Here is a 25,042-nt window from a genome sequence, read left to right as displayed (position 1 = left end):
CCCATGCCTTCCGCCCTGCCCGACGGCGAGCCGGTGCCCCGCACCGGCGAGCTGCCCGAGTCCGCGCTGCGCGGACTCGGGGAGCGCCCGTTCGGCTTCTACGTGCACGTGCCGTTCTGCGTGACCCGCTGCGGCTACTGCGACTTCAACACCTACACCGCGGCCGAGCTGGGCCCGGGCGCGAGCCGCGCGGACTACGCCGAGACCGCCGCCGCCGAGGTACGGCTCGCGCGGCGGGTGCTCGGCGACGCCGCGCCGCGGGTGGCGACCGTGTTCTTCGGCGGCGGCACGCCCACCCTGCTGCCGCCCGCCGACCTGGTGCGGATCCTGCGCGTGATCGACGAGGAGTTCGGGCTCGCCCCCGGCGCCGAGGTCACCACCGAGGCGAACCCCGAGTCGGTCACCCCGGCCGCGCTCGCCGAGCTGCGCGCGGGCGGCTTCACCCGGATCAGCCTCGGCATGCAGAGCGTGCGGCCGCACGTGCTCGCCGTACTCGACCGGCGGCACACCCCCGGCCGGGCCGCCGCGGCCGCCCGGGAGGCGCGCGCAGCCGGGTTCGAACACGTCAACCTCGACCTCATCTACGGCACGCCGGGGGAGACCGACGACGACTGGCGGGCCACGCTCGCCGCCGCGATCGAGGCGGGGCCCGACCACATCTCGGCCTACGCGCTCATCGTCGAGGACGGCACCCGGCTCGCCGCCCGCATCCGCCGGGGCGAGCTGCCCGCGCCCGACGACGACGTCGCCGCCGACCGCTACCTCATCGCCGACGCCATGCTCGGCGAGGCCGGATACGCCTGGTACGAGATCTCCAACTGGGCCCGCTCGCCCGAGGCGCGGTGCCGCCACAACCTGCTCTACTGGACCGGCGGCGACTGGTGGGGCGTCGGCCCGGGCGCGCACAGCCACGTCGGCGGGGTGCGCTGGTGGAACGTGAAGCACCCGGCCGCGTACGCGAGCCGCATCGCCGCCGGGGAGTCGCCCGGGCACGCCCGCGAGGTGCTCACCGCCGAGGACCGCGCCGTCGAGCGGCTCATGCTCCAGCTCCGCCTCGCCACCGGCCACCCGCTCGACGAGATCCGCCCGCAGGCCCGCCCGGCCGTGGCCCGCGCGCTCGCCGACGGGCTGCTCGACCCCGGGCCGTTCCGCGCCGGCCGGGCCGTGCTCACGCTGCGCGGCAGGCTGCTCGCCGACGCGCTCATCCGCGACCTCGCCTGAGCGGGTCACTCGGCGGGCGGCGGGCTCACGAAGTCGATCAGCTCCTCCACCCGGCCGAGCAGCTCCGGCTCCAGGTCCGTGAAGTGGGTGACCCGCCCCAGGATGTGCCGCCACGCCTCGCCCGGGTCCATGCGCCAGCCGAGCGCCGCGAGCACCCCCTCCTTCCACGGCACCCCCTTCGGCACCTCCGGCCAGGCCGGGATGCCGAGCACCGACGGCTTCACCGCCTGCCAGATGTCCACGAACGGGTGCCCCACCACGAGCACGTACGGCGAGGCCACCTGCTCGGCGATGCGGCTCTCCTTCGAGCCGGGCACGAGGTGGTCGACGAGCACGCCGAGGCGGCGCCCCGGCCCCGGGCCGAACTCGGCCACGATCCGCGGCAGATCGTCGATGCCCTCGAGGTACTCGACGACGACCCCCTCGACCCGCAGATCGTGGCCCCAGATCTTCTCCACGAGCTCGGCGTCGTGCACGCCCTCCACGTAGATGCGGCTCTCCTTGGCGACCCGCGCCCGCAGGCCCTCCACCACGATCGAGCCCGACGCGCTGCGCCGCGGCCGCGCCGGGGCGCCCGCCGGCCGGGTGCCGGGCCGTACCAGGGTGACCGGTCTGCCCTCGAGGAGGAACGCCCCGCGCTCCAGCGGGAAGACCCGCCGCCGCCCGAAGCGGTCCTCCAGGGTGACCCCGTGCTTGTCGCAGGCGACCACCGCGCCGCAGAAGTCGCCCGCGGCGTCCTCCACCACCAGCCCGGGCTCGGCCGGCACCTCCGGGATGGGCTCCCGGGCGAAACGGCGCCGCCGGCCGGAGAGCACGTCCTCGTACATGGCAGGGCACGCTAGCAAATCACGGCGTCATCGCCGCCTTGCGACGGCCGGTGTCACCGCCCGCCGTACGGTGGCCACGGCCCGGCGAGCCGCCGCCGCGCCCGGCTGCGGCGCACCAGCACGAGCACCGTGACCACGACGGCCACCGCGAACGTGACGAACATCAGCGCGAACCACAGCAGGACGCCGCCCACGGTGCTCGCGGCCTGGTCGCTGGTGAACTGCTTGCCCACGCCGAAGACCACGTCGGAGGAGGCGGGGGCCTCGCAGACGATCCGGTAGGTGCCCGGCTGGGTGACGCCGATGTCGAAGACGTGCTCCCACACCCGGCCGCCCGCGGTGAACGTCATCGTGTAGCCGGGCTTGGTGAGCGGGACGCCCTGGCCGGAGGCGGTCGTCGCCTCGCAGACGAAGTTCACCGGCCGGCTGGTCGAGGCGTACAGCACCGGCCGGTCCTCGGGGGAGGCCTCGAAGGTGGCGGGCTCGCCGCTGCGGAAGTGCCGCGGCGGGGCCGCCTCCTCGCCGACCGACTCCACCGTGGAGAACACGCCCATGAACCCGAGGACCACGCTCGCCACGAAGGCGAGCCAGGCCAGCAGGATCCACACGCGCCGCGGCCCGACGGCGGCGGGCGGCGGGGGCGGCGCCCCGGGGCCGCCCGGCGGCGGACCGTAGCCGGGCGGGGGAGCGCCGGGGGACGGCGGCGGGTACGGCGGGGCGTGGTGCGCGCCGGGCGGCGGAACCTGCTGCGGCCCGGGGGCCGAGCCGTGCGGGGAACCGGGCTGCGACGGGAAGCCGGGCGGGGAACCGGGCGGCGGGCCGTACGGTGACCCGGGGGGCGGGCCCGGCTGCGGGGGCTGCGGGGCCGGGCCGGACGCGGGACCGGGCGGCGGGCCGCCGTACCCTTGAGGGCCGGGGGCCTGCCCCTCCGGCCGGGGGTCGTTCGACTGGCTCATAATCCGAGTGTGACGGTTTCCCTCCCCGGCCGCACCGGCCCTCGACCCGGTGTTTCGATACCGATTTGGTGCCCGTTCGGCCGCGGAACGGACCGTCGACACGACCGTCGCGGTACCGTCACGGCGGAATCGGGCGGGAGCCTTCCCACCCGCCAGAATGAGTTATCGCACCTGAGAGATGGGAGCCGTACACTTGGCACTCGGGAACACTGAGTGCCAAGCAAGGTGTTGTTACACGACACCGGGGCGGCCGGGAGGTGAACACGTTGCTCGATGACCGCAAGCTGGCGGTTCTGCGCGCCATAGTCGAAGATTACGTGTCCACCAACGAGCCAGTCGGATCCAAGGCGATCGCGGAGCGGCACAACCTCGGCGTCTCCCCCGCCACGATCCGTAACGACATGGCGGTGCTGGAGGAGCAGGGGTACATCACCCAGCCCCACACCAGCGCCGGGCGGGTGCCGACCGACAAGGGCTACCGGCTCTTCGTGGACCGGCTGTCGCAGATCAAGCCGCTGTCGGCGGCCGAGCGACGGGCGATCGAGACCTTCCTGGCCGGCGCGGTCGACCTCGACGACGTGCTGCGCCGTACGGTCCGGCTGCTGGCCCAGCTCACCCGGCAGGTGGCCGTGGTGCAGTACCCGTCGCTCACCAAGTCCACGGTGCGCCACGTGGAGATCGTCCCGCTCACCGACCGCCGCGTGATGCTCGTCCTCATCACCAACACCGGCCGCGTGGAGCAGCGCGTGATCGAGCTGCCCGACCCGGTGAAGGAGGACCGCATCGCGCACCTGCGGGCGATGCTCAACGCCTGCCTCGACGGCTGCGGTCTGAGCAACGTGCCCGACACCGTGCAGGACCTCCCCGAGCACCTGCCGCCGGAGGACCGTTCGGTCGCGGCCACGATTCTTTCGGCTCTCCTTGAGACCCTCGTGGACCGCAACGATGAGAAAATCGTGATGGCCGGCACCGCGAACCTCGCCGCGGCCGACTTCTCGGTCAGCCTGCGCGAGGTGCTGGAGGCGCTCGAGGAGCAGGTGGTCCTCATGCGCCTGCTCAGCGAGCCGTCGAACGACCCCTCCTCCCTGACGGTGCGGATAGGCTCGGAGAACCCGTACACGGGGTTGAAGGGCATGTCGTTCGTGGCCGCCGGGTACGGCTCCGGCGACAAGGAACTCGCCCGGCTCGGGGTGCTGGGCCCGACGCGAATGGATTATCCGGTGACGATGGGTGCGGTGCGCACGGTGGCGCGCTACGTCGGTCAGATTCTGGCGGGGTCTTAAGTGGCGAAGGATTACTACGCCATCCTCGGGGTGCGTCGCGACGCCAGCCAAGAGGAGATCAAGAAGGCGTACCGGAGGCTCGCGCGCGAGCTGCATCCCGACGTGAACCCGGATCCGGCGACCGCCGAGCGCTTCAAGGAGATCAACCAGGCGTACGAGGTGCTCTCGGACGCCAACAAGCGCAAGATGTACGACCTTGGCGCGGATCCGTTCGGCTCCGGCGCCACGGCGGGCGGCACGGCCACCGGGTTCGGTGCGGGCTTCCCGTTCAGCGACATCATGGACGCCTTCTTCGGCACCGGCACCGCCTCGCGGGGCCCGCGCACCCGGGCACGCCGCGGCCGGAACCACACCATCCGGGTGGAGCTGGACCTGACCGAGACGGCGTTCGGCACGACCCAGGAGCTCGTGGTCGACACCGCGGTCCTCTGCGACGTCTGCCAGGGCTCCGGCACGTCGCCGGGAACCCACCCCGACACCTGCGACATGTGCAACGGGCGGGGCGAGGTCTCCCAGGTCACCCGCTCGTTCCTGGGCCAGGTCATGACGACGCGGCCGTGCCCCCAGTGCGGCGGCTACGGCACCATCATCCGGCACCCCTGCCAGGAGTGCGCCGGCGACGGCCGGGTGCGCACCCGCCGTACGATCAAGGTGCGGATCCCGGCCGGCGTCGAGGACGGCACGCACATCCAGCTCGCCGGCGAGGGCGAGGTCGGGCCCGGCGGTGGCCCGCCCGGCGACCTGTTCCTGGAGATCGTCGAGCGGCCGCACCCGATCTTCGAGCGGCGCGGCGACGACCTGCACTGCACCGTGCACCTGCCGATGACCGCGGCCGCCCTCGGCACCACCCTGGTGATCGACACGCTCGACGGCCCCGAGGAGGTCGACATCCGCCCCGGCACCCAGTCCGGCCAGATCATCCCGCTGTACGGGCGCGGCGTGCCGCACCTCAACGAGACCGGCCGGGGCGACCTGCTCATCCACGTCAACGTCGAGACCCCCACCCGCCTCGACTCCCAGCAGGAGGAGCTGCTCCGGCAGCTCGCCAAGCTGCGCGGCGAGGAGCACCCGCCCGGCAAGTTCGCCCCCGGCCAGCAGGGCTTCTTCTCCCGCCTCCGGGACGCGTTCAACGGTCGTTGAAGAGATCTGTGGCGCGGCCGATGACGGCCTGAGCACGTCGCGACCACGCCCACGTCCCGGCCGGGTCCGCGCGGTGCGCGCCGGCGGCTCTGTCACGCCCGATCGGAGCGCGCCGCCCCGTCGTCACGGTCGAACCGTTCACCGCCGCCGGTAACGGCCCGGGGTACGGCGTGCCGTCGTGCCCGGCCGCGCGCCGGTGCGGCTCAGAGCGCCCGGACCCCGGCCCGGATACGTTCCAGGAGCTGCCGCGGCGGGCGTTTGCCGAGGACGACCTGGGCGTGGATGATCAGGAACCGCTCGGTCACCAGGTCGGCGATGAGCTCACGCGCCACCCCGACCGGAAGCCGCAGCCCGGCGGCGATCTCCGCGACTGACTGCGGGCTGCGGCACAGCTCGACGATGTGCGCGTGCTCGTAGGCGAGCGGGGCCTCGAGCGCGGCCGGGGTCGAGGACAGCAGGGTCTCCATGCGCAGCCGCTCCTCCAGCGGCCGGGTGCGCCGGGACGTGGTGACGAACGGGCGGGCGATCTCCCCGGACGCGCTCACCTTCATCGAGGGGCCGTCCATCGCCTCGTCGTCGAACGGGTACGGCTCGCCGCCGCGCGAGGGCGGCTCCTGGCCGTACCGCGGCCGGTGCGCGCCCGGGTCGTACCCCCAGCCGAACCCCTGGTCGGCCAGCCGCCGCAGGATGCGCTCGTCACCCCACCGCAGCGGGCGGTCCGTCATCTCCTCCGGCAACCGGCCCGGACCGGCGCCGAGCGGCGGGCGGGCGGCGTGGCGGCCCGGCACGGCGTCCGGCCGGTCGTGCCCGGCCCGGGTGGTCTGCGGGTGGAACCGCACGACGTGGTACCCGGTCTGCGGTACGGCGAGCCGGCCCGGCGGCGGCTCGGACACCTGGAGCGCCGGGCGCGTGGCGTGACGGTCCGCGGAGGCCGGATCCGCCTGGGCCGCCGGGGAGACGTGCGGGCCGAGCAGGTGACGGCCCGTCTCCGGCGGGGCGAACCGGGCCTGCGGCGGCACGGCCGCGTGGTCGCCGCCCTGGGCCTGCGGGCCGGGGAAGTGCGCGGAAGGGCCGGTCCCGCCGCTGCCCGGCCCGCCGTACGGGCCGTTCCCGGTCTGGGGCAGCGGGCACGCCGCGCCGACCTGGCCGGACCAGGCGGGAGGCGGCGCGGGCAGGGCCCCCTCCGGCGGCCGATGGCCGGCCAGGGCCTGCCCGGGCGCGATGCGGTGGCCCTGGGACGGGCCGCCGAGCAGGTCACCGTGCGGCGGCCGGGCCTGCGGGGGCACGGCCGGACGCGGATTACCGGCCGGTTCGGCGGCACCCGCGTGACCTGAGCCGGTCGTGCGCGGGTCGGGGACCCGCGGACCCCACTCGTTCCAGCCGTCGTTCATCGCAGTCGTCCACCCCGCCCCGCTCTGTGTCGGCAACCGCCCGGCCCACCTGGCACGGAAACGCCCGGCGAACGCGCACGAGCGTGCCCCCGTCAGGAACGGCCGGATCGGTAGGACCCCCGATGCGTTCGGCTCGTGACGAGCCCACCCCAACGTCACCGTACCGGTACGCGGCGCCGTGGGAGGGCCGATCGCCGTATTCCGCGGCCAATCGGCTGAAATGTGCAAGCCCATGCCCGCCCGCGCGTGCGGTGGAACGCCCGGATCCGGGCGAACGGGGAGGCGCGGAACCCCGCCGCGCCTCCCGTCGTGGTCACCGCTCCTTCCGGCACACGCCCACCTAGGCGCCCGGCGGGCGCGTCCCCGCCCGGTAGTCGTTGAGCATCGACCGGACCCGCTCGACCGGGCTCTCCGGCTCCCGGGCGTCGGCGCCGTGCCCGGGTTCGTCGCGCGGCGTCCGGCGCGCCGCCCCGTCCGGCACGCCGTTCCGCCCGGCCTCCCGGTCGGCGCCGTCCCCCGCCGCGTGCCCGTTGGACCTGGCCGCGCCCGCGGACGACTGCCCGGAGAGCAGGTAGGGCGGCTTCACGTGCAGCGGGATCGGGGTCGGCATCACCGGCGGGACGGGGGCAGGGCGGGAGCCGTTGTGCGCCGCCGCGTCCGCCCTCGGACGCGGCCCGGACGGTGGCGCCGCGGGCTCCGCGGACGGCGCCAGGGCCGGTTCCGCGGCGGCCGCGGCGGCCGCGGCGGCCGTGACCGGCGCCGTGGCCTCGGCGGCTCCGGCGGGCCGCGGGACGGCGGGCGCGGGAGTCGTGGGCAGCGTCGGCGGCAGCGCGCCCGGGGAGGGCGGTTCGGCCGGTTCGGGCACCGGCACCACCGCCACCATCTCGGCCGTGGCGCCGTTCGCGTGCGGCGCGACCGGTGCGGCCGCCTCGTCCGGCGCGGCGGCCGGGCCGGGTTCGGGCGCCGCCGCGGCCACGCCCGCGGGCGCGGTCTCCCGCTCCGTGGCCTCGGCGGCCGGGCGGGCGGCGTCCGTCGCGCGCGGGGTGGCGCCGGGCCCGGACGGGATCGGCACGTCCACCATCCGCCCGGCGCGGGCCGCCGCAGGCGCGGGCGCGCCCGCCGCGCCGTTGCGCACGAGCAGGTCGGCCGGGAGCACGACCCGGGCGGTGATGCCGGCCAGCGGCGAGTCGTGCAGCCACACCCGGATGCCGAGCCGTTCGGCGAGCCGCCCCACGATGTAGAGCCCGAGCCGCCGGGTGGGGGAGGAGAGGAAGCTCTGCTCGCCCCGCAGCCGCGCGTTGGCCGCCGCGAGCTCCTCGGGGCTCATGCCCACGCCCTGGTCGACGATCGCGATGTGGTACTCGGTCGCGTCGCACTTCGCCTGGATCTCCACGTCCTGGTCCTGCGGCGAGAAGACCAGGGCGTTCTCGATCAGTTCGGCGAGCAGGTGCGCCACCTCGGCGACCACCTCGCCGCGCACCACGTCGTGGTCCACGCGGCGCAGCACGACCCGCCGGTAGTCCTCCACCTCGGCCAGCGCCGAGCGCAGCACCTCGCTCATCGCCACCGGCTCGGCCGCCGGGCGGGGCAGCCGCTCGCCCACGAGGACGAGCAGGCTCTCGGCGTTGCGCCGCATCCGGGTGGCGAGATGGTCGAGCTCGAACAGGTTCGCCAGCACCGCCGGATCGGACTCGTCCCGTTCCAGGGCGCCGATGAAGTCGAGCTGGCGGCGCACCAGGGTCTGGCTGCGGCGGCCGAGGTGCGCCAGCGACTCGGCGGTGTTCCGGCGCAGCACCGCCTGCTCGGCCGCGAGCCGCAGCGCGGTCCGGTGCACCTTGGCGAGCGACCGGGCCACCGCGGCGAACTCGTCCTGCCGCCCGTCGGCGGCGGGCTCCTCGGCCGGGACCGCGTCCTCGGGGTTCGCGGTCGCCTGGACCCGCGCCACCGCCTCGGGGAGCCGGCGCTCGGCGATCTCGTCGGCCTCCTCGGTGAGCCGGCGCAGCGGGCGCAGGATCGAGCGCGCGGTCACCAGGCCGAGCAGCAGGGTGGCGAGCAGCAGCACGCCCCCGAGTACGGCGAGCACGACGAGCTCGCGACCGGCCCGCGCCTCGGCGCTCCGGGCGCGGGCGGCGGCCTGCTCGCCCACGGCCCGCCGTACCTCGCGCAGGTCGGCCACGAACGCGTCGGCCGCCTCCCACCACTCGCGGGGCGCGACGGTGAGGTTCCGGCCGCGCGGCGAGGCGGCCGCGCGCAGCCCGATCGCCCCCATCGTGGTCGCCGCCCGCGACTGCCGGGCCGCGCTCACCGCGCCCGCGTGCGCGGCCGAGGCGACGCGGCCGAACCGGGCGAGCCCGTCGGACTTGGCCGCGCGCACCTCGATGAACCGCACGTACTCCTCCGGCGTGAACCCGTGCGCGGCGAGCACGCCGGTGAGGGTGTCCCGCTCCTGCGCGGCGGCCTCCTGGGCGCGGCCGAGCGTCCACAGCGCCACCAGGTCGCGCCGGAGCGCCGGGTCGCCGCCGCCCGCGTCGGGGTCGTACAGGGCGTCGTCGATCGCCTCGATCGCGGTGGTGTAGAAGGCGTAGGCGTCCTGCCGGGTCGACTGCCGGGCGTCGGCGGTGGCGCGCACCGCGCCGAGGTCGCCGAGCCGGTCGAGCGCGTCCCGCAGCCGCGGCACCCCCCGCCGTGCCGGGTCGGCGAGCAGCGGCCCGAGGGCCGCGCGGCTCTCGTCCACCCGCCGCCGCTGCGCGGCGAGCTCCCCCCGGAAGCGGAACTCGCCGCCGAGCAGCCCCACGGTGAGCCCCCGTTCCCGCTGCAGCTCGTGCGCGAGCTCCTGTGCGGCGCGCACCAGCTCGACCTGGCGCGCCGCGGAATGCGCGCCGGAGCGCGCCTCGTACCGCGCCGCCACCTCGAGCCCGGTCACCCCCAGCAGCAGGGTCGACGGGATGGCGAGGATCCACGTGAGCCTCGCGCGGATGGTGCGCGGCATCCTGATCAGACGTGCCATTGACCTGCCCGTTCCTGGAGACGCTGCGGATGTGATAAGGCGGGCGGCCGCCCCCGAATGGCCACTGACTCAACCTCACTGTGTGTCGCGGTAAAGTGACGTTCGATCACGGGCCGTGGCAAGGCCCGGCCGGTGCCGCTCGCGGGTCACCCGGCTGGGACGCCGTCCCGCCCGGCCATGGCGCCGGGAAGACCCCCCTCGGTACCCGGTGGCCCCCGCCCGTGGAACTCGGGGATGGGAGGGCACCGGAGACCACGCTATTACCTATAGGATTCGGTTGACTACCGAAAGTGAGAACTTCGATTCGACTCCCAGGGCCGGGCGTGGCTAGGCTGCGGCCGTGATCGACGGCGTCATCGACGGGAGGCGGGGAGCGCGCCGCGGACGGGGGCGGCGGGGATGAGCGTGCCGGTCTTCCTGGCCGCCACCGAGGCGCTGGCGGACGACGAGATCCTGCTCGACGGGCCGGAGGGCAGGCACGCGGCGACCGTGCGGCGGCTGCGCCCGGGCGAGCGGGTGGACCTCACCGACGGCGCCGGAAGCGTGGCCGAGTGCGTGGTCCGCGAGGCGCGCAAGGACGCGCTCCTGCTCACCGTGCAGGCCCGGTACGGCGTGCCCGCGCCGCGTCCCCGCGTCATCGTGGCCCAGGGGCTGCCGAAGGGCGACCGGGGCGAGCTCGCGGTCGAGATGATGACCGAGGTCGGCGTCGACGTGATCATGCCGTGGACGGCCGCCCGCAGCGTGGTCCAGTGGAAGGGGGACCGGGCGGCCAAGGCGCTGGCCCGGTGGCGCACCACCGCCCGCGAGGCGGGCAAGCAGTCCCGGCGCTTCCACCTGCCCGAGGTCACCGAGCCGGTGGGCACGGCCGCGCTCGCCGAGCGGCTGCGCGCGGTCGCCGAGGACGGCCTCGCGGTCGTGCTGCACGAGGAGGCCGAGCGCCCGCTGTCCGGCCTGACCCCGCCGCCCGGCGGGGACATCATGCTCGTGGTGGGCCCGGAGGGCGGGGTCAGCGAGGAGGAGCTCGACCGGTTCCGCGAGGCGGGCGCCGTCCCGGCCGTGCTCGGCCCGACGATCCTGCGCACCTCGACGGCCGGGGTCGCGGCGGCGGCCGTCCTGCTGGCCCGCTGCGGCCGCTGGTGAGGCCCGCCCGGACGCCGCGGCCCCTGCCCGCCGCGCCGCCGGCCTGAGCACGCCGGTGGCCCACGCCGCGGCGGTGCCGTACGCCGGGAGCCGTACGGACGGCCGGCGTCCGTCGAGAAGCCCGGGTAGCCGCAGGAAAGGCCGGTGACAGCGTGCCGCCCGGCGAAAGATCGGAAGACGGCAGGCCACATGCGCCACCGCGGACCAGGCGGCACGATCAGGACGGCATCGGTACGCCCCGGGCCGGAAACGCGGGGAGCGGAACGCCGCACGGAGCACCCGGCGGAAGGTTCCGCACCCGGTCATCCGCCCTGCGGCGGGCATGCCGGGACGTCTGCGACGGGACGATCGGGATGGTCAGCGCGCCGGGGGAGCGCGTCACTCCTGGGCCTGCTCCTCGTCGTTGCTGAGGGTGGGCTCCCCACCGGGCTGCTCGCCGGGTGTCTCGGTGGGGAGCGGGTCGTCGGGGGCGGGGCACTCGTCCGCCGGGCAGGAGGGCTCCTGCGGCGCGGTCGTGCTCGGCGTGGGCGTCGGTGTGGGCGTCGGCTTGGCGGAGGTGGGGCACGACGTCCGTCCGGCCGACCCGTCCGTGCCGCCCGAGGGGCATCCGGACGGCTTGCTCGGCGTCGCCGACGGCGTCCGGCTGGGCGTGGGCGACGCGGAGGTGGCCGGCGGGGCGGTGGTGCGCGCCGGGGGCAGGGTCGGCACGGCGCTCGGCGGCGGCAGTACGGCCGCGGTCTCGGTGGACGACACCTCGGGCGGCCGGGTGTTCGGGGGACGGCTGGTGGAGGCCCCCTCGGGTGCGTCGGTCTCGGCGCCGATCTCGGTGATGCCCTGCCTCGGCGGCGTGGCCTGCTCGCGCAGCCCGGGGACGAGCATCATGATCGAGGCGGCCACCGCCACCGCTCCGGCCGCCGTGGCCGCGATCCGCCACCAGAAGACCCCGCGCATGCCGCGGCGCTGCGCGATGCGGCTGCGGATGATCTCCAGTCCGTCAGGAGAGGGCACGACCGAGTCCGCCTCCGCACGCAGGGCACGGCGCAGGATCTCGCCGTACTCGTCGGGGAACTCCGTCATGAAAACTTCTCCAGTACGTTCCGTAGTGCGGCCATGCCCCGGGCCGTGTGACTCTTCACCGCGCCCTTGCTGATGCCCATCGCGTCCGCGATCTCGGCCTCCGAGAGGTCGGCGTAGTAGCGCAGCACCAACGCCTCGCGCTGCCGGGCGGGCAGCGCGCGCAGCGCCTCGATCACCGCGGAACGCTCCAGCTCGCCGATGGCACCGTTCTCCGCGCTGGGCGCGTCCGGCAGCCCCTTGGGGGCGTACTTCTCCACGACGGCCCGGTGACGCAGCACTGAGCGCGATCGGTTGACGACCGACTGCCTGAGGTAGGCGAGCGCCTTGTCGGGGTCGCGCAGCCGCCGCCACGCCCCGTGGATGGCGACGAACGCGTCCTGCACGACCTCCTCGGCCGAGGCCAGATCGCGCACCAGCAACACCGCGAGACGGACGAGCGACCGATAGTGCGCGCTGTAGAGCGCCGTCACGGCCATGTCGGCATCCCACCCGACAGGCACCGCCCCCATCGACCGGTCGGCAACGATGGTCTCGGTGGTCACATCCGTTGGACGCGCGGCTTTTCCAGGAGGTTTACGCTCATCCGATTCTTTGGGGGGCATGGCCCGCTGGTTGTCCTCGCCCGACACTGGGAAGCTGCCTACGCCGTCGATGAAGTGTCGCACTCCAACCCTATCCGGACGGATCTTTCGGCGTGGCCTACTCGGTATTACCGATTGACAACGGCTGTCGCTACGATGCGGCGCGTGACCGACTGTCTCTTCTGCAAGATCGTCGCCAAGGAGATCCCGGCGGACATCGTCCTGGAGACCGACCGGGCGCTCGCCTTCCGCGATATCAACCCGCAGGCCCCGACGCACGTGCTCGTCGTGCCCAAGGAGCACTTCCGTGACGCGGCCGCGATGGCGCAGGCCGACGACGGCTGGGCCGACGAGGTGCTGAAGGCGGGGCACGCCGTCGCCGAGCAGGAGGGCATCGCCGAGAGCGGCTACCGGTTCGTGTTCAACACCGGCGCGGCCGCGGGGCAGGCCGTGTTCCACGTCCACCTGCACGTGCTCGGCGGCCGCGACCTCACCTGGCCTCCGGGCTGACCGGCACGCCGGAACGGTGCGGGCCAGGGTGCGGGCCGGGCCGCCGACCGGCGGGTTAAGCGCTGTCGTACGAAACCGACGGTGGATAACATGACGGTAGAAACCAGTGAGGCCCGCACCGGGAGGCGAGCTGGCCGATAGGCCGCCCATGTCCGAACACTCCGAATCCAACCGCGAACGCAACCCCGCGCCGCCGCGTACCAAGGGCCCGACCCGGACCCAGGCCAAGGTGGTCATCCCGGATGAGCAGTCCATGGTGGGGCTGCTCGGCTCGCGGGACGAGATCCTGCGCGTCATCGAGAAGGCGTACCGAGCCGACATCCACGTTCGCGGCAACGAGATCACCATCACCGGCTCTCCGGAGGAGAGCGGCGCCGTCGTGCGCCTGTTCGAGGAACTCGTCGAGCTGCTGCGCACCGGTGCCCAGCTCACACCCGACTCCGTGGAGAGGGTGATCACGATGCTGCGGATGAGCGGCGAGCGGCCCGCCGAGGTGCTCTCGCTCGACATCCTGTCGGCCCGGGGCCGTACCATCCGGCCGAAGACGGTCAACCAGAAGCGCTACGTCGACGCGATCGACAAGCACACGATCGTGTTCGGCATCGGCCCGGCCGGCACCGGCAAGACCTACCTCGCGATGGCGAAGGCGGTCCGCGCGCTGCAGGCCAAGGAGGTCACCCGGATCATCCTCACGCGGCCGGCGGTGGAGGCGGGGGAGCGGCTGGGCTTCCTGCCCGGCACGCTCTACGAGAAGATCGACCCGTACCTGCGCCCGCTGTACGACGCGCTGCACGACATGCTCGATCCCGAGACGATCCCGAAGCTCATGGCCGCGGGCACGATCGAGGTCGCGCCGCTCGCCTACATGCGGGGCCGTACGCTCAACGACGCCTTCATCATCCTCGACGAGGCGCAGAACACCTCGCCCGAGCAGATGAAGATGTTCCTGACGCGGCTCGGGTTCGGGTCGAAGATCGTCGTCACCGGTGACATCACGCAGGTCGACCTGCCCGAGGGGCAGGAGAGCGGGCTGAAGGTGGTCCGGGAGATCCTCGACGGCATCGACGACATCCACTTCGCCACGCTGACCAGCGTCGACGTGGTACGGCACCGCCTGGTGAGCGAGATCGTCGACGCGTACAACCGGTACGACGCCGACCTGCGGCAACGAGAACCACACGCGATCAAGGGCGCGAAGCGCCCACGGGGAAGATAGGCCTGGCATGAGCATCGAGGTGGCCAACGAGTCCGGCGTCGAGATCGACGAGTCCGCGCTCGTGGCGCTCGCGGGGCACGTGCTCGAGGAGATGGGCATCCACCCGCTGGCCGAGCTGTCCATCCTCATCGTGGACGAGCCGGCCATGGCGGCGCTGAACGAACAGTGGATGGGGGAGAGCGGGCCGACCGACGTGCTCGCCTTCCCGATGGACGAGCTGCGCCCCAACCCGGGCGGCGGCGCCCGCAAGGAGGGCGACGTGCCCGCGGATCCGGCGCTCCTCGGCGACGTGGTGCTGTGCCCCCAGGTGGCGGCCCGGCAGGCGGCCGAGGCCGGGCACAGCGCGCAGGAGGAGCTCGAGCTGCTGTGCACGCACGGCATCCTCCACCTGCTCGGCTATGACCACGCCGAGCCGGAGGAGCACGCGGAGATGTTCGGCCTCCAGGCCGAGCTGCTCGAATCGTGGCGGGGGGTGCGCCGGGAGCGGTGAACCCCGCCAACTGGTGGCTGTTGTCGGCGGTCCTCCTCGTCTTCGTCGGCGGTCTGCTGGCCGGGGCGGAGACGGCCCTCTCCCGGATCTCCCGGGTGCGGGCGGCGGAGTTCGTCCGGGAGGGACGGCGCGGCGCCGAACGGCTGAGCGCGATCGTGGCCGACCCGCCCCAGTACCTCAACCTGCTCATGCTGCTGCGGCTGAGCTGCGAGACGGTCGCGACGGTGATCGCCACGCTGCTCTTCATCGACCTGATCGGCGACGCCGGCCCGGCCTACCTGCTCGCCGCGGCGGTCATGATCGTGGTGAGCTACGTGATCATCGGGGTGTCGCCGCGCACCCTGGGCCGGCAGCACGCCGAGCCGATCGCGCTCGCCAGCGCCCCGATCGTCTACCGCCTCACCCGGATCCTCGGGCCGCTGCCCCGGCTGCTGATCCTGCTGGGCAACGCGCTCACCCCGGGCAAGGGCTTCCGCGAGGGCCCGTTCACCACCGAGGCCGAGCTGCGGGACCTGGTCGACCTCGCCGAGCAGCGGCGGCTGATCGAGCCGGGCGAGCGGCAGATGATCCACTCGGTGTTCGAGCTCGGCGACACCCTGGTGCGCGAGGTGATGGTGCCGCGCACCGACATGGTGTTCATCGAGCGCGGCAAGACGCTCAACCAGGCGCTGTCGCTCGCGCTGCGCAGCGGCTTCTCCCGCATCCCGGTGGTGGGCGAGAACGAGGACGACGTCATCGGCATCGCCTACCTCAAGGACGTGGTGCGCCGGCTGCACGAGGCGGGCCAGCGGGGCGAGGACGGCGGCCGCGAGACCGTCGAGACGCTGATGCGCCCGGCCACGTACGTGCCGGAGAGCAAGCCGATCGACGACCTGCTGCGGGAGATGCAGGCCCGGCAGATCCACCTGGCGATCGTGATCGACGAGTACGGCGGCACCGCCGGGCTGGTCACGATCGAGGACATCCTGGAGGAGATCGTCGGCGAGATCGCCGACGAGTACGACCAGGAGGCGCCCCGGGTGGAGTGGCTGGAGGAGGGCACCGCGGCCCGGGTCACCGCGCGGCTGCCGGTGGACGAGCTGGAGGAGCTGTTCGGCGCCGAGCTGAAGGTGGACGACGTCGACACGGTGGGCGGCCTGCTCGCCCACGCGCTCGGCCGGGTGCCGATCGCGGGCTCCGAGGCGACGATCGACGGCCTGGTGCTCACCGCGGAGAGCCTTGCGGGGCGGCGCAACCGGATCAGCACGGTGGTGGTGCGCCGGGTGCGCACCGAGCAGGACGAGCCGGTCGACGCGGCGGCGAACGGCTCCTGACGTGCGGTTTCCTCTTTGTCGGCATTTGCGCGGGATGCCGCAACCGTTCTTTAAGTGATCTGCAAGCGGGTTCGGCCAGTCTTATCCCAGGCGCTCACGGAAGGGGTGAGCGCCGTGAGGGGTGGGACCGGAGCGCCGGACGGGGGCTGCCGGCGCACCGGTTGCAAACGGGGGATACCAAGGGTGTTCCCGCCCGCGCGAGCGGGTGGGAACACCCTTACGGCGTTTCCCGGCGGCCTTGCGGTTCGGTGGTCCCGGTACGGCCGGCCGGGGACGGCGTACCCGGGCGGTGGATCGGCCGTCGCCGAGTTCTCTATAGGCTTGACGCGTGACTGAAGCGACACTGGATCCCGAGGACAACAAGCTCGTCGTGCTCGCCCGCGCCACCCGGGCCCGCAACGGCACCGCCGAGGGCGCGGCGGTCCGCGACGAGATCGGCCGTACCTACACCGCATCCGAGGTGAACCTTCCGTCGCTGACCCTGACCGCGGTGCAGGCCGCCGTGGTGATGGCGGCGTGCAGCGGCGCCCGGTCGCTCGAGGCCGCCGCGCTCGTCACCGAGGCCGACGCGCCCTCCGAGGCCGACCTCCGCGCGGTGCGCGACATGTCGGCCGGGGCCCTGTTCCTCGCCGCTCCCGACGGCACCGTCAAGGGGCGCCACGTATGACCGCAGGACGCGACGCCAGGGACGCCGGGACCTCGGCGAAGGATTCGGCGAGGGATCCGGTGCACGGCGCTGCGGGCGGCGCCCCGGGGAGGGCCGCGGGCGGGTCCCCCGGCGCGGGCGCGCCGCACCGTACCGGCTTCGCCTGCTTCGTCGGCCGCCCCAACGTGGGCAAGTCCACCCTGATGAACGCCCTCGTCGGGACGAAGGTCGCGATCACCTCCGAGAAGCCGCAGACCACCCGCCGGGTGATCCGGGGGATCGTGCACCGCCCCGACTCCCAGCTCATCATCGTCGACACCCCCGGCCTGCACCGCCCGCGCACCCTGCTCGGCGAGCGGCTCGACAGCCTCGTGCTGTCCACGCTCACCGAGGTCGACGTGATCGGGTTCTGCGTGCCCGCGAACGAGCGCATCGGCAAGGGCGACCGGTTCATCGCCGAGAAGGTGTCGGCGATCCGCGAGACGCCGGTGGTCGCCGTGGTCACCAAGTGCGACCTGGCGAGCAAAAAGGAGATCGCCGAGCAGCTCCTCGCCGTCTCCCGGCTCGCCGACTTCGAGGACATCGTCCCGGTCTCGGCGCAGACGAACGAGCAGCTCGACGTGCTCACCGACGTGCTCGTCAAGCACCTGCCCGAGGGGCCCCCGCTCTACCTCGACGGCGAGCTCACCGACGAGCCCGAGCAGGTGCTCGTGGGCGAGCTGATCCGCGAGGCCGCGCTCGAGGGCGTGCGCGACGAGCTGCCCCACTCCATCGCGGTCGTCGTCGACGAGATGCACCCCCGCCCCGGCCGGGAGGACCTGCTCGACATCTACGCGGTCATGTTCGTCGAGCGCCCGTCGCAGAAGGCGATCGTGATCGGCCAGAAGGGCGAGCGGCTCAAGCAGGTGGGGACCAAGGCGCGCAAGCAGATCGAGGCCCTGCTCGGCACCCGCGTCTACCTCGACCTGCACGTGAAGGTCGCCAAGGACTGGCAGCGCGACCCCAAGCAGCTGCGCCGCCTCGGCTTCTTCGACTGACGGTACGGCCCGGCGGCGCGGGCCGTACCGGCCGGACCCGGCGATGCGGCGCGCGGCGGGCGGACGTACGGTCCCCGGGCCACGCGGGCCGCGTCGCGGCCGCGTCTCACCGCCGCACCGCGGCCACCACCTCGACCTCGATCAGGTAGCCCGGGGCGTACAGCGCGGGCACGGGGATGAGGGTGCTGGCGGGCGGCCTGCGGCGGCCGTGGTTGAGCGCGGCGAAGACGGCCGGGGCGACCTCCGGGGAGTAGTCGGCGACGTAGATCGTCTGCTTGACGACGTCGTCCGGGGTGGCGCCGGCCGCGGCGAGGGCCGTCTCGATGTTCCTCGCCACCTGGGCCGCCTGGGCCGCGTGGTCGCCCTCGCCGACGAGCCCGCCCTCGGCGTCCCAGGCCACCTGCCCGGAGACGTACACGAGCTCGGCGTCGGTGACCGAGACCACGTGCGTGAACATCTCGGGCAGGGCGTACAGGCCCTCGGGATTGAGGTGCCGCACGGCCATGGTGCCGTCCCTTCCAGCCGGATGCGTTACGTCGCCCGCCCAGGGTAGCGGTGCGGGCACCCATCGGGCCGGGGCGGTGGCGGCACGGAGAGGACAGGGTGCCTGGAGGGATCCTCCGCAGGGCGGCCTATGGCACCGGTGCGTGCCGGGCGCGCTCGCGGCCGAGGGCGAGCGTCTCACCCCACAGCAGGCGGCGGCGCAGCTCGGCCGCGTCACCGGCCAGCGCGGAGACGAGCACGCCCGGCCCGGCGAGCGGGAGCACGGCCACCCCGTCGGCCACCGCCGCGTCCCCGCGACGGCCCTCCGGGGGCGTGAACGCCGGTCCGGCGAGCAGCGTGCCGCCGACGCAGCGGGCCGTGCCGTACACCGCGGGGCTGGTGTCGACGGCCGGGTCGCCGACGGCGAGCCGCTGGCGCAGCAGGGGCACCCCGTCGACCACGGCGTCGAACCCGGTCTCGCAGCGGCCCGGCGGCTCGCCGTGCCGGCCGAACACGATCTCCTCGCGCCACAGCACCGAGGCCGTGGCCGCGAGCGACAGCCGTACCTCCAGGCGGTGGTCGCAGCCCGCGGCGAGGATCGTCGGCTCGGGGGTGAAGCGGAGCACGCCGCCGGGGCCGACCCGCGCGGTGACGACCATGCGGGACGGGCCGCCCGCGCCGGGGAGCACCAGCGTGGCCGCGACCGAGTGCAGCTCGAGGGTGGTGCCCGCGGCCACCTCGATGTCGAGCTCCAGCACGTCGCCGCCGAGCGGCCCGGCGGCGGTCGACACCAGGTGCACCCGGCCGGGGCCGGTACGGCGCAGCGTGAGCGGCGGGTCGGAGCGCAGGGTGGCCAGCGTGGTGCCGCCCTGCGGGGTGGCCGCGGTGGCGATCGCCGCGCGCGCCCGCATGGCCCGCCGCGACGCGCGGCCGGACGGGCCCGGTGGCCGGGGAACCGCGGCGGCGGGCGGTGCCGTGGCGGTGGCGGTGCCGCTCGGGGACATCGCACCGCCCTCCTAGGACCGCGGCGCCGGTTCCGGCCGTCCCTCGTGGGGATGCTCGTGGGGATGCTCATGGGGATGGTCGTGCGGGTGGGAGTGCGCCGCGACCCAGGCGGCGTGCACGCCCATCACCCACTCGGCGACGGCGCCGGCGTGGGGGTCCTCGCGCAGCGAGGTGAACAGCACCGGCCTGCCGTCCCGGACCGCGTTGGCGTCGCGGGACATGACGGTGAGGTCCGCGCCGACCAGCGGCGCGAGATCGGTCTTGTTGATCACGAGCAGGTCGGCGCTGGTCACGCCCGGCCCGCCCTTGCGGGGCACCTTGTCGCCGCCCGAGACGTCGAGCACGAAGATCTGCCGGTCGGCGAGGCCGCGGCTGAACGTGGCGGTGAGGTTGTCGCCGCCGCTCTCCACGATCACCAGGTCGAGCGGGCCGAACCGCTCCTCGAGGGTCTCCACCGCGTCGATGTTCGCCGCGATGTCGTCCCGGATCGCGGTGTGCGGGCAGCAGCCGGTCTGCACGGCGAGGATGCGCTCGGGGTCGAGCACCCCCGCCCTGCGGAGGAAGTCGGCGTCCTCGGTGGTGTAGATGTCGTTGGTCACCACGCCGAGCCGCAGCACCTCGCCGAGGGACCGGCACAGCGCGGCGACGAGGGCGGTCTTGCCGCTGCCGACCGGTCCGCCGATGCCGAGGCGCAGCGCCCGCCCGTTGGGGTCCGGAACGTCGTGGTGGTCGCCGTGGTCAAGGCCCATGGGTGGCCGCCCTTCCGTGAGATGGTTTCGGCAGGTGTGCCAGGACGCGCCCGGCCCGGCGCCCGGGCCGGCGTCCGTCAGGAGACAAAGAGCCGCACCTCCCTGCGCAGATGGCCCTCGGCGAGCAGGTCGAGCGCCGGGGCGCCCCAGGACGGCAGCGCCGACCAGTCGTGCCGGGCGGTGCGGTCCTGCGGTGCGTCCGGATCCGGCGCCTCGGCCCCGGCCGGGCCCGCGGTACGGCAGGCGGCCACGGCGGCCACCGCCGCCTCGGCCGTGCGGTCGAGCTCGGGGGCGAGGTCGGCGAGGATCCGGTGCACGGTCACCGGGTCGAGGCCGAGCAGGCGCACCGCCGCCGTGGCCGGTCCGGTGACCGAGGTGTACGCCGCGACGAGCCCGGCCTGCCCGGGCGGGCATCCGGCGGCGGCGCACGCCGCGCCGAGCGCGATCGGGTGGTGCGCGCCGTCCGGGACCGCCGCGGCGAGCCCGTCGAGCACCGGCGACGGCCAGATCCGCCGCGCGGTGCGCACCAGCAGCCTCCCCTGGGTACGGCTCGCCGTCCGCTGGGCGGGCGAGGCGGTGCGCGCGTCGGCCTCCGCGTCGAGCTCCCGCCACCGTGCCGCGTGCCCGGCCGCGAGGTCCTCCGGCGGGCGGCGTGAGGACTCGCCCGCCGTACCGGAGGCGGCGGCGCCCCGGAGGGAGGCGGTGTCCGGGGAGGCGCCGTCGTCGTCCGTGGCGGTGGGCGGAGGATGCCCGCCGTTGACCCCGTTGGGAGCGGGGGCCACGGGCGTGCCCGGCCGCGTGGCCATCGTGCGCGCCAGGTGGCAGGCCGCCGCGGCGAGGGCGGCGGCGACGAGCCCGGCCGTGGCGAGCCGGCCGCGGAGGAACCGCGCCAGATCCTCGGGGCCGGCGATCGCCCCGGCGTGCACCGCCTCCTCGGCCCCGCCCGAGTGGGCGTGCCCGCCCGCGGGGAGCCGGGAGTCGGCGATGAGGAGAAGCGCGGCCGAGGCGCCCATCACGCCCGTCCCCGTGAGCGCCTCGGCCGCGGATCGCAACGTGCCCATGGCGGCCCGTCAGAACAGGAAGTAGCGCTGGGCCATGGGCAGCCGCTCGACGGGCTCGGGCTCGACGACCTCGCCGTCGATCCGCACCTCGAACGTGTCCGGATCCACGGTGATCTCCGGCAGCGCGTCGTTGTGCGGCATCGACTCCTTGCCCCGGCCCCGCACGTCCGCGACCGGCACCAGCCGCCGCCGTACCGCGAGCCGGTCGGCGAGGCCCGCCTCGATCGCCTGCGGCGCGACGAAGTGCACCGACGTCGCGGCGGCGGCCGCGGGCGCCGCGCCGAACATCGGGCGGGGGAGCACCGGCTGCGGGCTCGGGATGGAGGCGTTCGCGTCGCCCATCTGGGCGTAGGCGATCATGCCGCCCTTGAGCACGAGGTGCGGCTTGACCCCGAAGAACGCGAAGTCCCACAGCACGAGGTCGGCGAGCTTGCCCACCTCGACCGAGCCGACGTGCGCGTCGAGCCCGTGCGCGATCGCCGGGCAGATCGTGTACTTCGCGACGTACCGCTGGGCGCGGAAGTTGTCGGCCGGGTTGCCGCCCGCGCAGCCGAGCGCGCCCCGCCGGTGCTTCATCACGTGCGCGGTCTGCCAGGTCCGGATGATCGTCTCCCCGACCCGGCCCATCGCCTGCGAGTCCGAGCCGATCATCGAGATCGCGCCGATGTCGTGCAGCACGTCCTCGGCGGCCATCGTGGTCGGCCGGATGCGCGACTCGGCGAACGCCAGGTCCTCGGGCACCGCCGGGTTGAGGTGGTGGCACACCATGAGCATGTCGAGGTGCTCGTGGAGGGTGTTCACCGTGTACGGCCGGGTCGGGTTGGTGGACGACGGCAGCACGTTGGCGTACCCGGCCATGGTGATGATGTCGGGCGCGTGCCCGCCGCCCGCCCCCTCGGTGTGGTAGGCGTGGATCACCCGGTCGCCGATCGCGGCGAGCGTGGACTCCACGAACCCGGCCTCGTTGAGCGTGTCGGTGTGGATCGCCACCTGCACCCCGGCCGCGTCCGCCACCCGCAGGCAGGCGTCGATCGCGGCGGGCGTGGTGCCCCAGTCCTCGTGCAGCTTGAAGCCGCTCGCGCCGAGCCGCAGCTGCTCGAACAGGGCCTGTTCGTTCACCGTGTTGCCCTTGCCGAGCAGGGCGACGTTGACCGGCATGCCGTCCATCGCCTCGAGCATGCGCGGCAGGTACCAGCCGCCGGTGACCGTGGTCGCCTTGGTGCCCTCGGCCGGGCCGGTGCCGCCGCCGATCAGCGTGGTGACCCCGGCGGCGAGCGCCTCGTCCACGATCTGCGGGCAGATGAGGTGCACGTGCGAGTCGATCGCCCCGGCGGTGACGATCTTGCCGTTCCCGGCGATCACCTCGGTGGACGGCCCGATCACCAGGTCCGGGTGCACCCCGTCCATGGTGTCCGGGTTGCCGGCCTTGCCGATCGCGACGATCCGCCCGTCGCGCACCCCGATGTCGGCCTTCACCACGCCCCAGTAGTCGAGGATCACCGCGCCCGTGATCACCAGGTCGGGCGCGCCCTCGGCCCGGGTGGCGCGGGCCTGGCCCATCGACTCGCGGATCACCTTGCCGCCGCCGAACACCACCTCGTCCCCGGCCCCGGCCGGGCCCATGCTGAGATCCTCGGTGATCTCCACGTACAGGTCGGTGTCGGCGAGCCGTACCCGGTCGCCCCGGGTGGGGCCGTACAGCGCCGCGTAGCGGGCGCGGTCGATGGTGGGAAGGTCGGGCCGCTCAGCCATCGGACCCCCTGTCGAGCGGCCCGGCCCACTCCGGGCGCAGGCCCGGAACGACCCGCCGGCCGCTGATCGGTACCAGCGTGACGTCGCGCGCCACCCCCGGCTCGAACCGGACCGCGGTGCCGGCGGGCACGTCGAGGCGCATGCCCCAGGCGGCCTCGCGGTCGAACTCCAGCCCCGGGTTGGCGGCGGCGAAGTGGTAGTGCGAGCCGACCTGGATCGGCCGGTCCGCGGTGTTCACCACCCGGACGGTACGGCGCTCGCGGCCCGGGTTGAGCGGGATTCCGCCGCGGCCGAAGACGATCTCGCCGGGCGCGCCGCTGATGCCGGTGGCGCTCATGGGATCGGGTTGTGGACGGTGACCAGCTTCGTGCCGTCGGGGAAGGTCGCCTCGACCTGCACCGACTCGAGCATCTCGGGCACGCCTTCCATGACGTCCTCGCGGCGCAGCACCTTGCGCCCGCCCTCCATCAGGTCGGCCACGCTCTGCCCGTCCCGCGCGCCCTCCAGCAGGTAGGCGGCGATGATCGCGGTCGCCTCGGGATGGTTGAGGCGCAGCCCGCGGGCCCTGCGCTCCCGCGCCAGGCTCGCGGCGACGTGAATGAGCAGACGCTCCTGTTCATGTGGAGTGAGCCGCATGGCCGGACAGTAGGGAACGGCGGTTTCCACCGCGTTAATCCGCCATTTCGGCGATGTGTCACCTCTCGTGGGCGAGCTTTCGGTGAATAAACGTCACCTGTGAATCTCCCGCAAACAGCAATTAACTTTGCGGAACATGCCGGGAAATTTCGCAACGTCACCTTGTCGGCAGATGCAAGCGCGGGGGCCAAGCCGCAGGGAGGACAGTTGCGGAAAACAACCTGGCCGGTCGTGTTGAGAGTCGGCGCGCTCGTCGTCGCGTCGATCGTCGGTCTCGCCGCGTGCGGGAGTGGAACGAGCCAGACCGAGGGTGGGGCCGCCGGCGGCGGAGCCGGCGCCGGGGACACGATCAAGGTCGGCATCCTGCACTCGCTGAGCGGGACGATGGCGATCAGCGAGGTCACCGTGAAGGACGCGGAGATGCTCGCCATCGAGGAGATCAACGCGGCGGGCGGCGTGCTCGGCAAGAAGCTCGAGCCGATCGTCGAGGACGGCGCATCGGACTGGCCGACGTTCGCCGAGAAGGCCGACAAGCTCATCACCCAGGACAAGGTCGCCACCGTGTTCGGCGGCTGGACCTCGGCGAGCCGCAAGGCGATGCTGCCGGTCTTCGAACGGCGCAAGGCGCTGCTGTGGTACCCGGTCCAGTACGAGGGCCTGGAGAGCTCGCCGTACATCTTCTACACCGGCGCCACCACCAACCAGCAGATCGTCCCGGCGCTCGACTACCTGAAGGAGGAGGGGAAGAAGCGGATCTTCCTCGTCGGCAGCGACTACGTCTTCCCCCGCACCGCCAACAAGATCATCAAGGCGTACGCGGCGGCGAACGGCATGGAGATCCTCGGTGAGGAGTACACGCCGCTCGGCCACACCGAGTACAGCACCCTGGTGAACAAGATCGTCGACGCCAAGCCGGACGCGGTGTTCAACACCCTCAACGGCGACAGCAACGTGGCGTTCTTCAAGCAGCTCAAGAGCGCCGGGGTGACCGCCGAGGACACGCCGGTGATGTCGGTGAGCATCGCCGAGGAGGAGGTCAAGGGCATCGGCGTCGACAACATCGCCGGCCACCTGGTGGCGTGGAACTACTACCAGACCACCGACCTGCCGGAGAACGAGGCCTTCGTCAAGGCGTTCAAGGCCCGGTACGGCGAGGACCGGGTGACCTCCGACCCGATGGAGGCCGGCTACAACGCGGTCTACCTGTGGGCCGAGGCGGTCAAGAAGGCCGGCACCACCGAGGTGGAGGCGGTCAAGAAGGCCGCGGCCGGCATCTCCCTGAAGCGCCCCGAGGGCACGGTCACGATCGACGGTGAGAACCAGCACCTGTACAAGACGGCGCGCATCGGCGTCATCGAGAAGGACGGCCTGATCCGGGAGGTGTGGAACTCCGGCGAGCCGATCAAGCCCGACCCGTACCTGAAGACCTACTCCTGGGCGGGCGGCCTGAGCTGATCGCAGGGCACGCCCGGGCCGCGGGGCACGCGGCGGCCGGCCGGGATGCGCTCCCCCGGCCGGCCG

At 74.0% G+C, this 25,042-nt stretch carries 24 protein-coding genes; 11 read left to right on the top strand and 13 right to left on the bottom strand.

What is annotated here, in order from left to right; genetic code table 11:
- The first annotated feature begins 3 nt into the window (after positions 1-3).
- A complete protein-coding gene (gene hemW, locus FHX40_RS15105; protein WP_142260218.1) occupies positions 4-1,221 on the top strand; it encodes a radical SAM family heme chaperone HemW in 1,218 nt (405 codons plus the stop codon).
- Between the two features lie 5 nt (positions 1,222-1,226).
- Here hemW and FHX40_RS15100 read toward each other — a convergent pair whose 3' ends face one another.
- Both FHX40_RS15100 and FHX40_RS15095 read right to left on the bottom strand, forming a co-directional pair.
- The gene (locus FHX40_RS15100) at positions 1,227-2,048 is read right to left on the bottom strand and encodes a DUF3097 domain-containing protein (RefSeq protein ID WP_189136143.1); all 822 of its coding nucleotides are present in this window, start codon (positions 2,046-2,048) and stop codon (positions 1,227-1,229) included.
- A 53-nt stretch (positions 2,049-2,101) separates the two neighbouring features.
- Positions 2,102-3,004: a hypothetical protein gene (locus FHX40_RS15095; RefSeq protein ID WP_142260217.1), complete on the bottom strand. Its 903-nt coding sequence runs from the start codon at positions 3,002-3,004 to the stop codon at positions 2,102-2,104.
- A 266-nt stretch (positions 3,005-3,270) separates the two neighbouring features.
- On the opposite strand from FHX40_RS15095, the gene hrcA reads away from it, so the two are divergent.
- A complete protein-coding gene (hrcA, locus tag FHX40_RS15090; RefSeq protein ID WP_142260216.1) occupies positions 3,271-4,287 on the top strand; it encodes a heat-inducible transcriptional repressor HrcA in 1,017 nt (338 codons plus the stop codon).
- Complete coding sequence (dnaJ, locus tag FHX40_RS15085; RefSeq protein WP_142260215.1) at positions 4,288-5,427, top strand: molecular chaperone DnaJ; 1,140 nt, start codon at positions 4,288-4,290, stop codon at positions 5,425-5,427.
- Positions 5,428-5,630: 203 nt separating this feature from the next.
- Here the strand turns inward: dnaJ and FHX40_RS15080 are convergent, their stop codons facing one another.
- Positions 5,631-6,713, bottom strand: a complete 1,083-nt coding sequence (locus FHX40_RS15080) for a DUF742 domain-containing protein (protein WP_170198844.1) — start codon at positions 6,711-6,713, stop codon at positions 5,631-5,633.
- Positions 6,714-7,158: 445 nt separating this feature from the next.
- Entirely contained in the window at positions 7,159-9,825 is a 2,667-nt protein-coding gene (locus tag FHX40_RS15075) for a sensor histidine kinase (protein ID WP_142260213.1), read from the bottom strand.
- A 399-nt stretch (positions 9,826-10,224) separates the two neighbouring features.
- Between FHX40_RS15075 and FHX40_RS15070 the strand changes: the two genes are divergently transcribed.
- Positions 10,225-10,965: a 16S rRNA (uracil(1498)-N(3))-methyltransferase gene (locus FHX40_RS15070; protein ID WP_142260212.1), complete on the top strand. Its 741-nt coding sequence runs from the start codon at positions 10,225-10,227 to the stop codon at positions 10,963-10,965.
- A gap of 378 nt (positions 10,966-11,343) precedes the next feature.
- On the opposite strand, the gene FHX40_RS15065 is transcribed toward FHX40_RS15070, so the two are convergent.
- Both FHX40_RS15065 and FHX40_RS15060 read right to left on the bottom strand, forming a co-directional pair.
- Positions 11,344-12,042, bottom strand: a complete 699-nt coding sequence (locus tag FHX40_RS15065) for a hypothetical protein (protein ID WP_142260211.1) — start codon at positions 12,040-12,042, stop codon at positions 11,344-11,346.
- Positions 12,039-12,551, bottom strand: coding sequence for a SigE family RNA polymerase sigma factor (locus FHX40_RS15060; RefSeq protein WP_142261797.1), 513 nt, complete (start codon positions 12,549-12,551; stop codon positions 12,039-12,041). Before FHX40_RS15060 ends, FHX40_RS15065 begins: the two co-directional genes overlap by 4 nt.
- A gap of 228 nt (positions 12,552-12,779) precedes the next feature.
- Between FHX40_RS15060 and FHX40_RS15055 the strand changes: the two genes are divergently transcribed.
- The 6 genes from FHX40_RS15055 (at position 12,780) to era (ending at position 17,835) form a co-directional block, all read left to right on the top strand.
- Positions 12,780-13,133, top strand: coding sequence for a histidine triad nucleotide-binding protein (locus tag FHX40_RS15055; RefSeq protein ID WP_142260210.1), 354 nt, complete (start codon positions 12,780-12,782; stop codon positions 13,131-13,133).
- A gap of 253 nt (positions 13,134-13,386) precedes the next feature.
- Positions 13,387-14,349, top strand: a complete 963-nt coding sequence (locus tag FHX40_RS15050) for a PhoH family protein (RefSeq protein ID WP_229788413.1) — start codon at positions 13,387-13,389, stop codon at positions 14,347-14,349.
- Between the two features lie 7 nt (positions 14,350-14,356).
- Positions 14,357-14,839: an rRNA maturation RNase YbeY gene (gene ybeY, locus FHX40_RS15045; protein ID WP_142260208.1), complete on the top strand. Its 483-nt coding sequence runs from the start codon at positions 14,357-14,359 to the stop codon at positions 14,837-14,839.
- Positions 14,836-16,152, top strand: a complete 1,317-nt coding sequence (locus FHX40_RS15040) for a hemolysin family protein (RefSeq protein WP_189136141.1) — start codon at positions 14,836-14,838, stop codon at positions 16,150-16,152. Before ybeY ends, FHX40_RS15040 begins: the two co-directional genes overlap by 4 nt.
- Before the next feature lie 328 nt (positions 16,153-16,480).
- Positions 16,481-16,819, top strand: coding sequence for a cytidine deaminase (locus FHX40_RS15035; protein ID WP_142260206.1), 339 nt, complete (start codon positions 16,481-16,483; stop codon positions 16,817-16,819).
- A complete protein-coding gene (gene era / locus FHX40_RS15030; RefSeq protein ID WP_142260205.1) occupies positions 16,816-17,835 on the top strand; it encodes a GTPase Era in 1,020 nt (339 codons plus the stop codon). Before FHX40_RS15035 ends, era begins: the two co-directional genes overlap by 4 nt.
- Positions 17,836-17,941: 106 nt before the next feature.
- Here era and FHX40_RS15025 read toward each other — a convergent pair whose 3' ends face one another.
- The 7 genes from FHX40_RS15025 to FHX40_RS14995 form a co-directional block, all read right to left on the bottom strand.
- Positions 17,942-18,340 carry a RidA family protein gene (locus FHX40_RS15025; protein ID WP_142260204.1) on the bottom strand — a complete coding sequence of 133 codons (399 nt, stop codon included), beginning with the start codon at positions 18,338-18,340 and terminating at the stop codon, positions 17,942-17,944.
- Between the two features lie 127 nt (positions 18,341-18,467).
- Positions 18,468-19,322 carry an urease accessory protein UreD gene (locus FHX40_RS15020; protein WP_229788351.1) on the bottom strand — a complete coding sequence of 285 codons (855 nt, stop codon included), beginning with the start codon at positions 19,320-19,322 and terminating at the stop codon, positions 18,468-18,470.
- 12 nt (positions 19,323-19,334) lie between these two features.
- Complete coding sequence (gene ureG, locus FHX40_RS15015) at positions 19,335-20,072, bottom strand: urease accessory protein UreG (RefSeq protein WP_142260203.1); 738 nt, start codon at positions 20,070-20,072, stop codon at positions 19,335-19,337.
- 77 nt (positions 20,073-20,149) lie between these two features.
- The gene (locus tag FHX40_RS15010) at positions 20,150-21,133 is read right to left on the bottom strand and encodes an urease accessory protein UreF (RefSeq protein ID WP_211350277.1); all 984 of its coding nucleotides are present in this window, start codon (positions 21,131-21,133) and stop codon (positions 20,150-20,152) included.
- A 9-nt stretch (positions 21,134-21,142) separates the two neighbouring features.
- The gene (locus FHX40_RS15005; protein ID WP_142260202.1) at positions 21,143-22,885 is read right to left on the bottom strand and encodes an urease subunit alpha; all 1,743 of its coding nucleotides are present in this window, start codon (positions 22,883-22,885) and stop codon (positions 21,143-21,145) included.
- Positions 22,878-23,222, bottom strand: coding sequence for an urease subunit beta (locus FHX40_RS15000; RefSeq protein ID WP_142260201.1), 345 nt, complete (start codon positions 23,220-23,222; stop codon positions 22,878-22,880). Before FHX40_RS15000 ends, FHX40_RS15005 begins: the two co-directional genes overlap by 8 nt.
- Positions 23,219-23,521, bottom strand: a complete 303-nt coding sequence (locus FHX40_RS14995) for an urease subunit gamma (protein ID WP_142260200.1) — start codon at positions 23,519-23,521, stop codon at positions 23,219-23,221. Before FHX40_RS14995 ends, FHX40_RS15000 begins: the two co-directional genes overlap by 4 nt.
- 207 nt (positions 23,522-23,728) lie before the next feature.
- Between FHX40_RS14995 and urtA the strand changes: the two genes are divergently transcribed.
- Positions 23,729-24,976 (top strand): urea ABC transporter substrate-binding protein, encoded by a 1,248-nt coding sequence (urtA, locus tag FHX40_RS14990; RefSeq protein WP_229788349.1) that lies wholly within the window; start codon positions 23,729-23,731, stop codon positions 24,974-24,976.
- Positions 24,977-25,042 lie beyond the last annotated feature (66 nt).

It is taken from the genome of Thermopolyspora flexuosa (assembly GCF_006716785.1).
Lineage (GTDB): Bacteria > Actinomycetota > Actinomycetes > Streptosporangiales > Streptosporangiaceae > Thermopolyspora > Thermopolyspora flexuosa.
The sequence above is the reverse complement of the archived record's forward strand: the minus strand, read 5'-3'. Positions and strand labels throughout refer to the sequence as shown.

What these genes read in the sequence shown, in the direction of transcription:
- ureG (WP_142260203.1), bottom strand. Translation starts at nt 20,072, where the DNA reads ATGGGCCTTGACCACGGCGACCACCACGACGTTCCGGACCCCAACGGG.
- FHX40_RS15060 (WP_142261797.1), bottom strand. Translation starts at nt 12,551, where the DNA reads ATGGGGGCGGTGCCTGTCGGGTGGGATGCCGACATGGCCGTGACGGCG.
- era (WP_142260205.1), top strand. Translation starts at nt 16,816, where the DNA reads ATGACCGCAGGACGCGACGCCAGGGACGCCGGGACCTCGGCGAAGGAT.
- FHX40_RS15065 (WP_142260211.1), bottom strand. Translation starts at nt 12,042, where the DNA reads ATGACGGAGTTCCCCGACGAGTACGGCGAGATCCTGCGCCGTGCCCTG.
- FHX40_RS15055 (WP_142260210.1), top strand. Translation starts at nt 12,780, where the DNA reads ATGCGGCGCGTGACCGACTGTCTCTTCTGCAAGATCGTCGCCAAGGAG.
- FHX40_RS14995 (WP_142260200.1), bottom strand. Translation starts at nt 23,521, where the DNA reads ATGCGGCTCACTCCACATGAACAGGAGCGTCTGCTCATTCACGTCGCC.
- FHX40_RS15010 (WP_211350277.1), bottom strand. Translation starts at nt 21,133, where the DNA reads ATGGGCACGTTGCGATCCGCGGCCGAGGCGCTCACGGGGACGGGCGTG.
- FHX40_RS15095 (WP_142260217.1), bottom strand. Translation starts at nt 3,004, where the DNA reads ATGAGCCAGTCGAACGACCCCCGGCCGGAGGGGCAGGCCCCCGGCCCT.
- hemW (WP_142260218.1), top strand. Translation starts at nt 4, where the DNA reads ATGCCTTCCGCCCTGCCCGACGGCGAGCCGGTGCCCCGCACCGGCGAG.
- FHX40_RS15005 (WP_142260202.1), bottom strand. Translation starts at nt 22,885, where the DNA reads ATGGCTGAGCGGCCCGACCTTCCCACCATCGACCGCGCCCGCTACGCG.
- FHX40_RS15000 (WP_142260201.1), bottom strand. Translation starts at nt 23,222, where the DNA reads ATGAGCGCCACCGGCATCAGCGGCGCGCCCGGCGAGATCGTCTTCGGC.
- ybeY (WP_142260208.1), top strand. Translation starts at nt 14,357, where the DNA reads ATGAGCATCGAGGTGGCCAACGAGTCCGGCGTCGAGATCGACGAGTCC.
- FHX40_RS15075 (WP_142260213.1), bottom strand. Translation starts at nt 9,825, where the DNA reads ATGGCACGTCTGATCAGGATGCCGCGCACCATCCGCGCGAGGCTCACG.
- FHX40_RS15070 (WP_142260212.1), top strand. Translation starts at nt 10,225, where the DNA reads ATGAGCGTGCCGGTCTTCCTGGCCGCCACCGAGGCGCTGGCGGACGAC.
- FHX40_RS15025 (WP_142260204.1), bottom strand. Translation starts at nt 18,340, where the DNA reads ATGGCCGTGCGGCACCTCAATCCCGAGGGCCTGTACGCCCTGCCCGAG.
- FHX40_RS15050 (WP_229788413.1), top strand. Translation starts at nt 13,387, where the DNA reads ATGGTGGGGCTGCTCGGCTCGCGGGACGAGATCCTGCGCGTCATCGAG.
- FHX40_RS15100 (WP_189136143.1), bottom strand. Translation starts at nt 2,048, where the DNA reads ATGTACGAGGACGTGCTCTCCGGCCGGCGGCGCCGTTTCGCCCGGGAG.
- FHX40_RS15020 (WP_229788351.1), bottom strand. Translation starts at nt 19,322, where the DNA reads ATGTCCCCGAGCGGCACCGCCACCGCCACGGCACCGCCCGCCGCCGCG.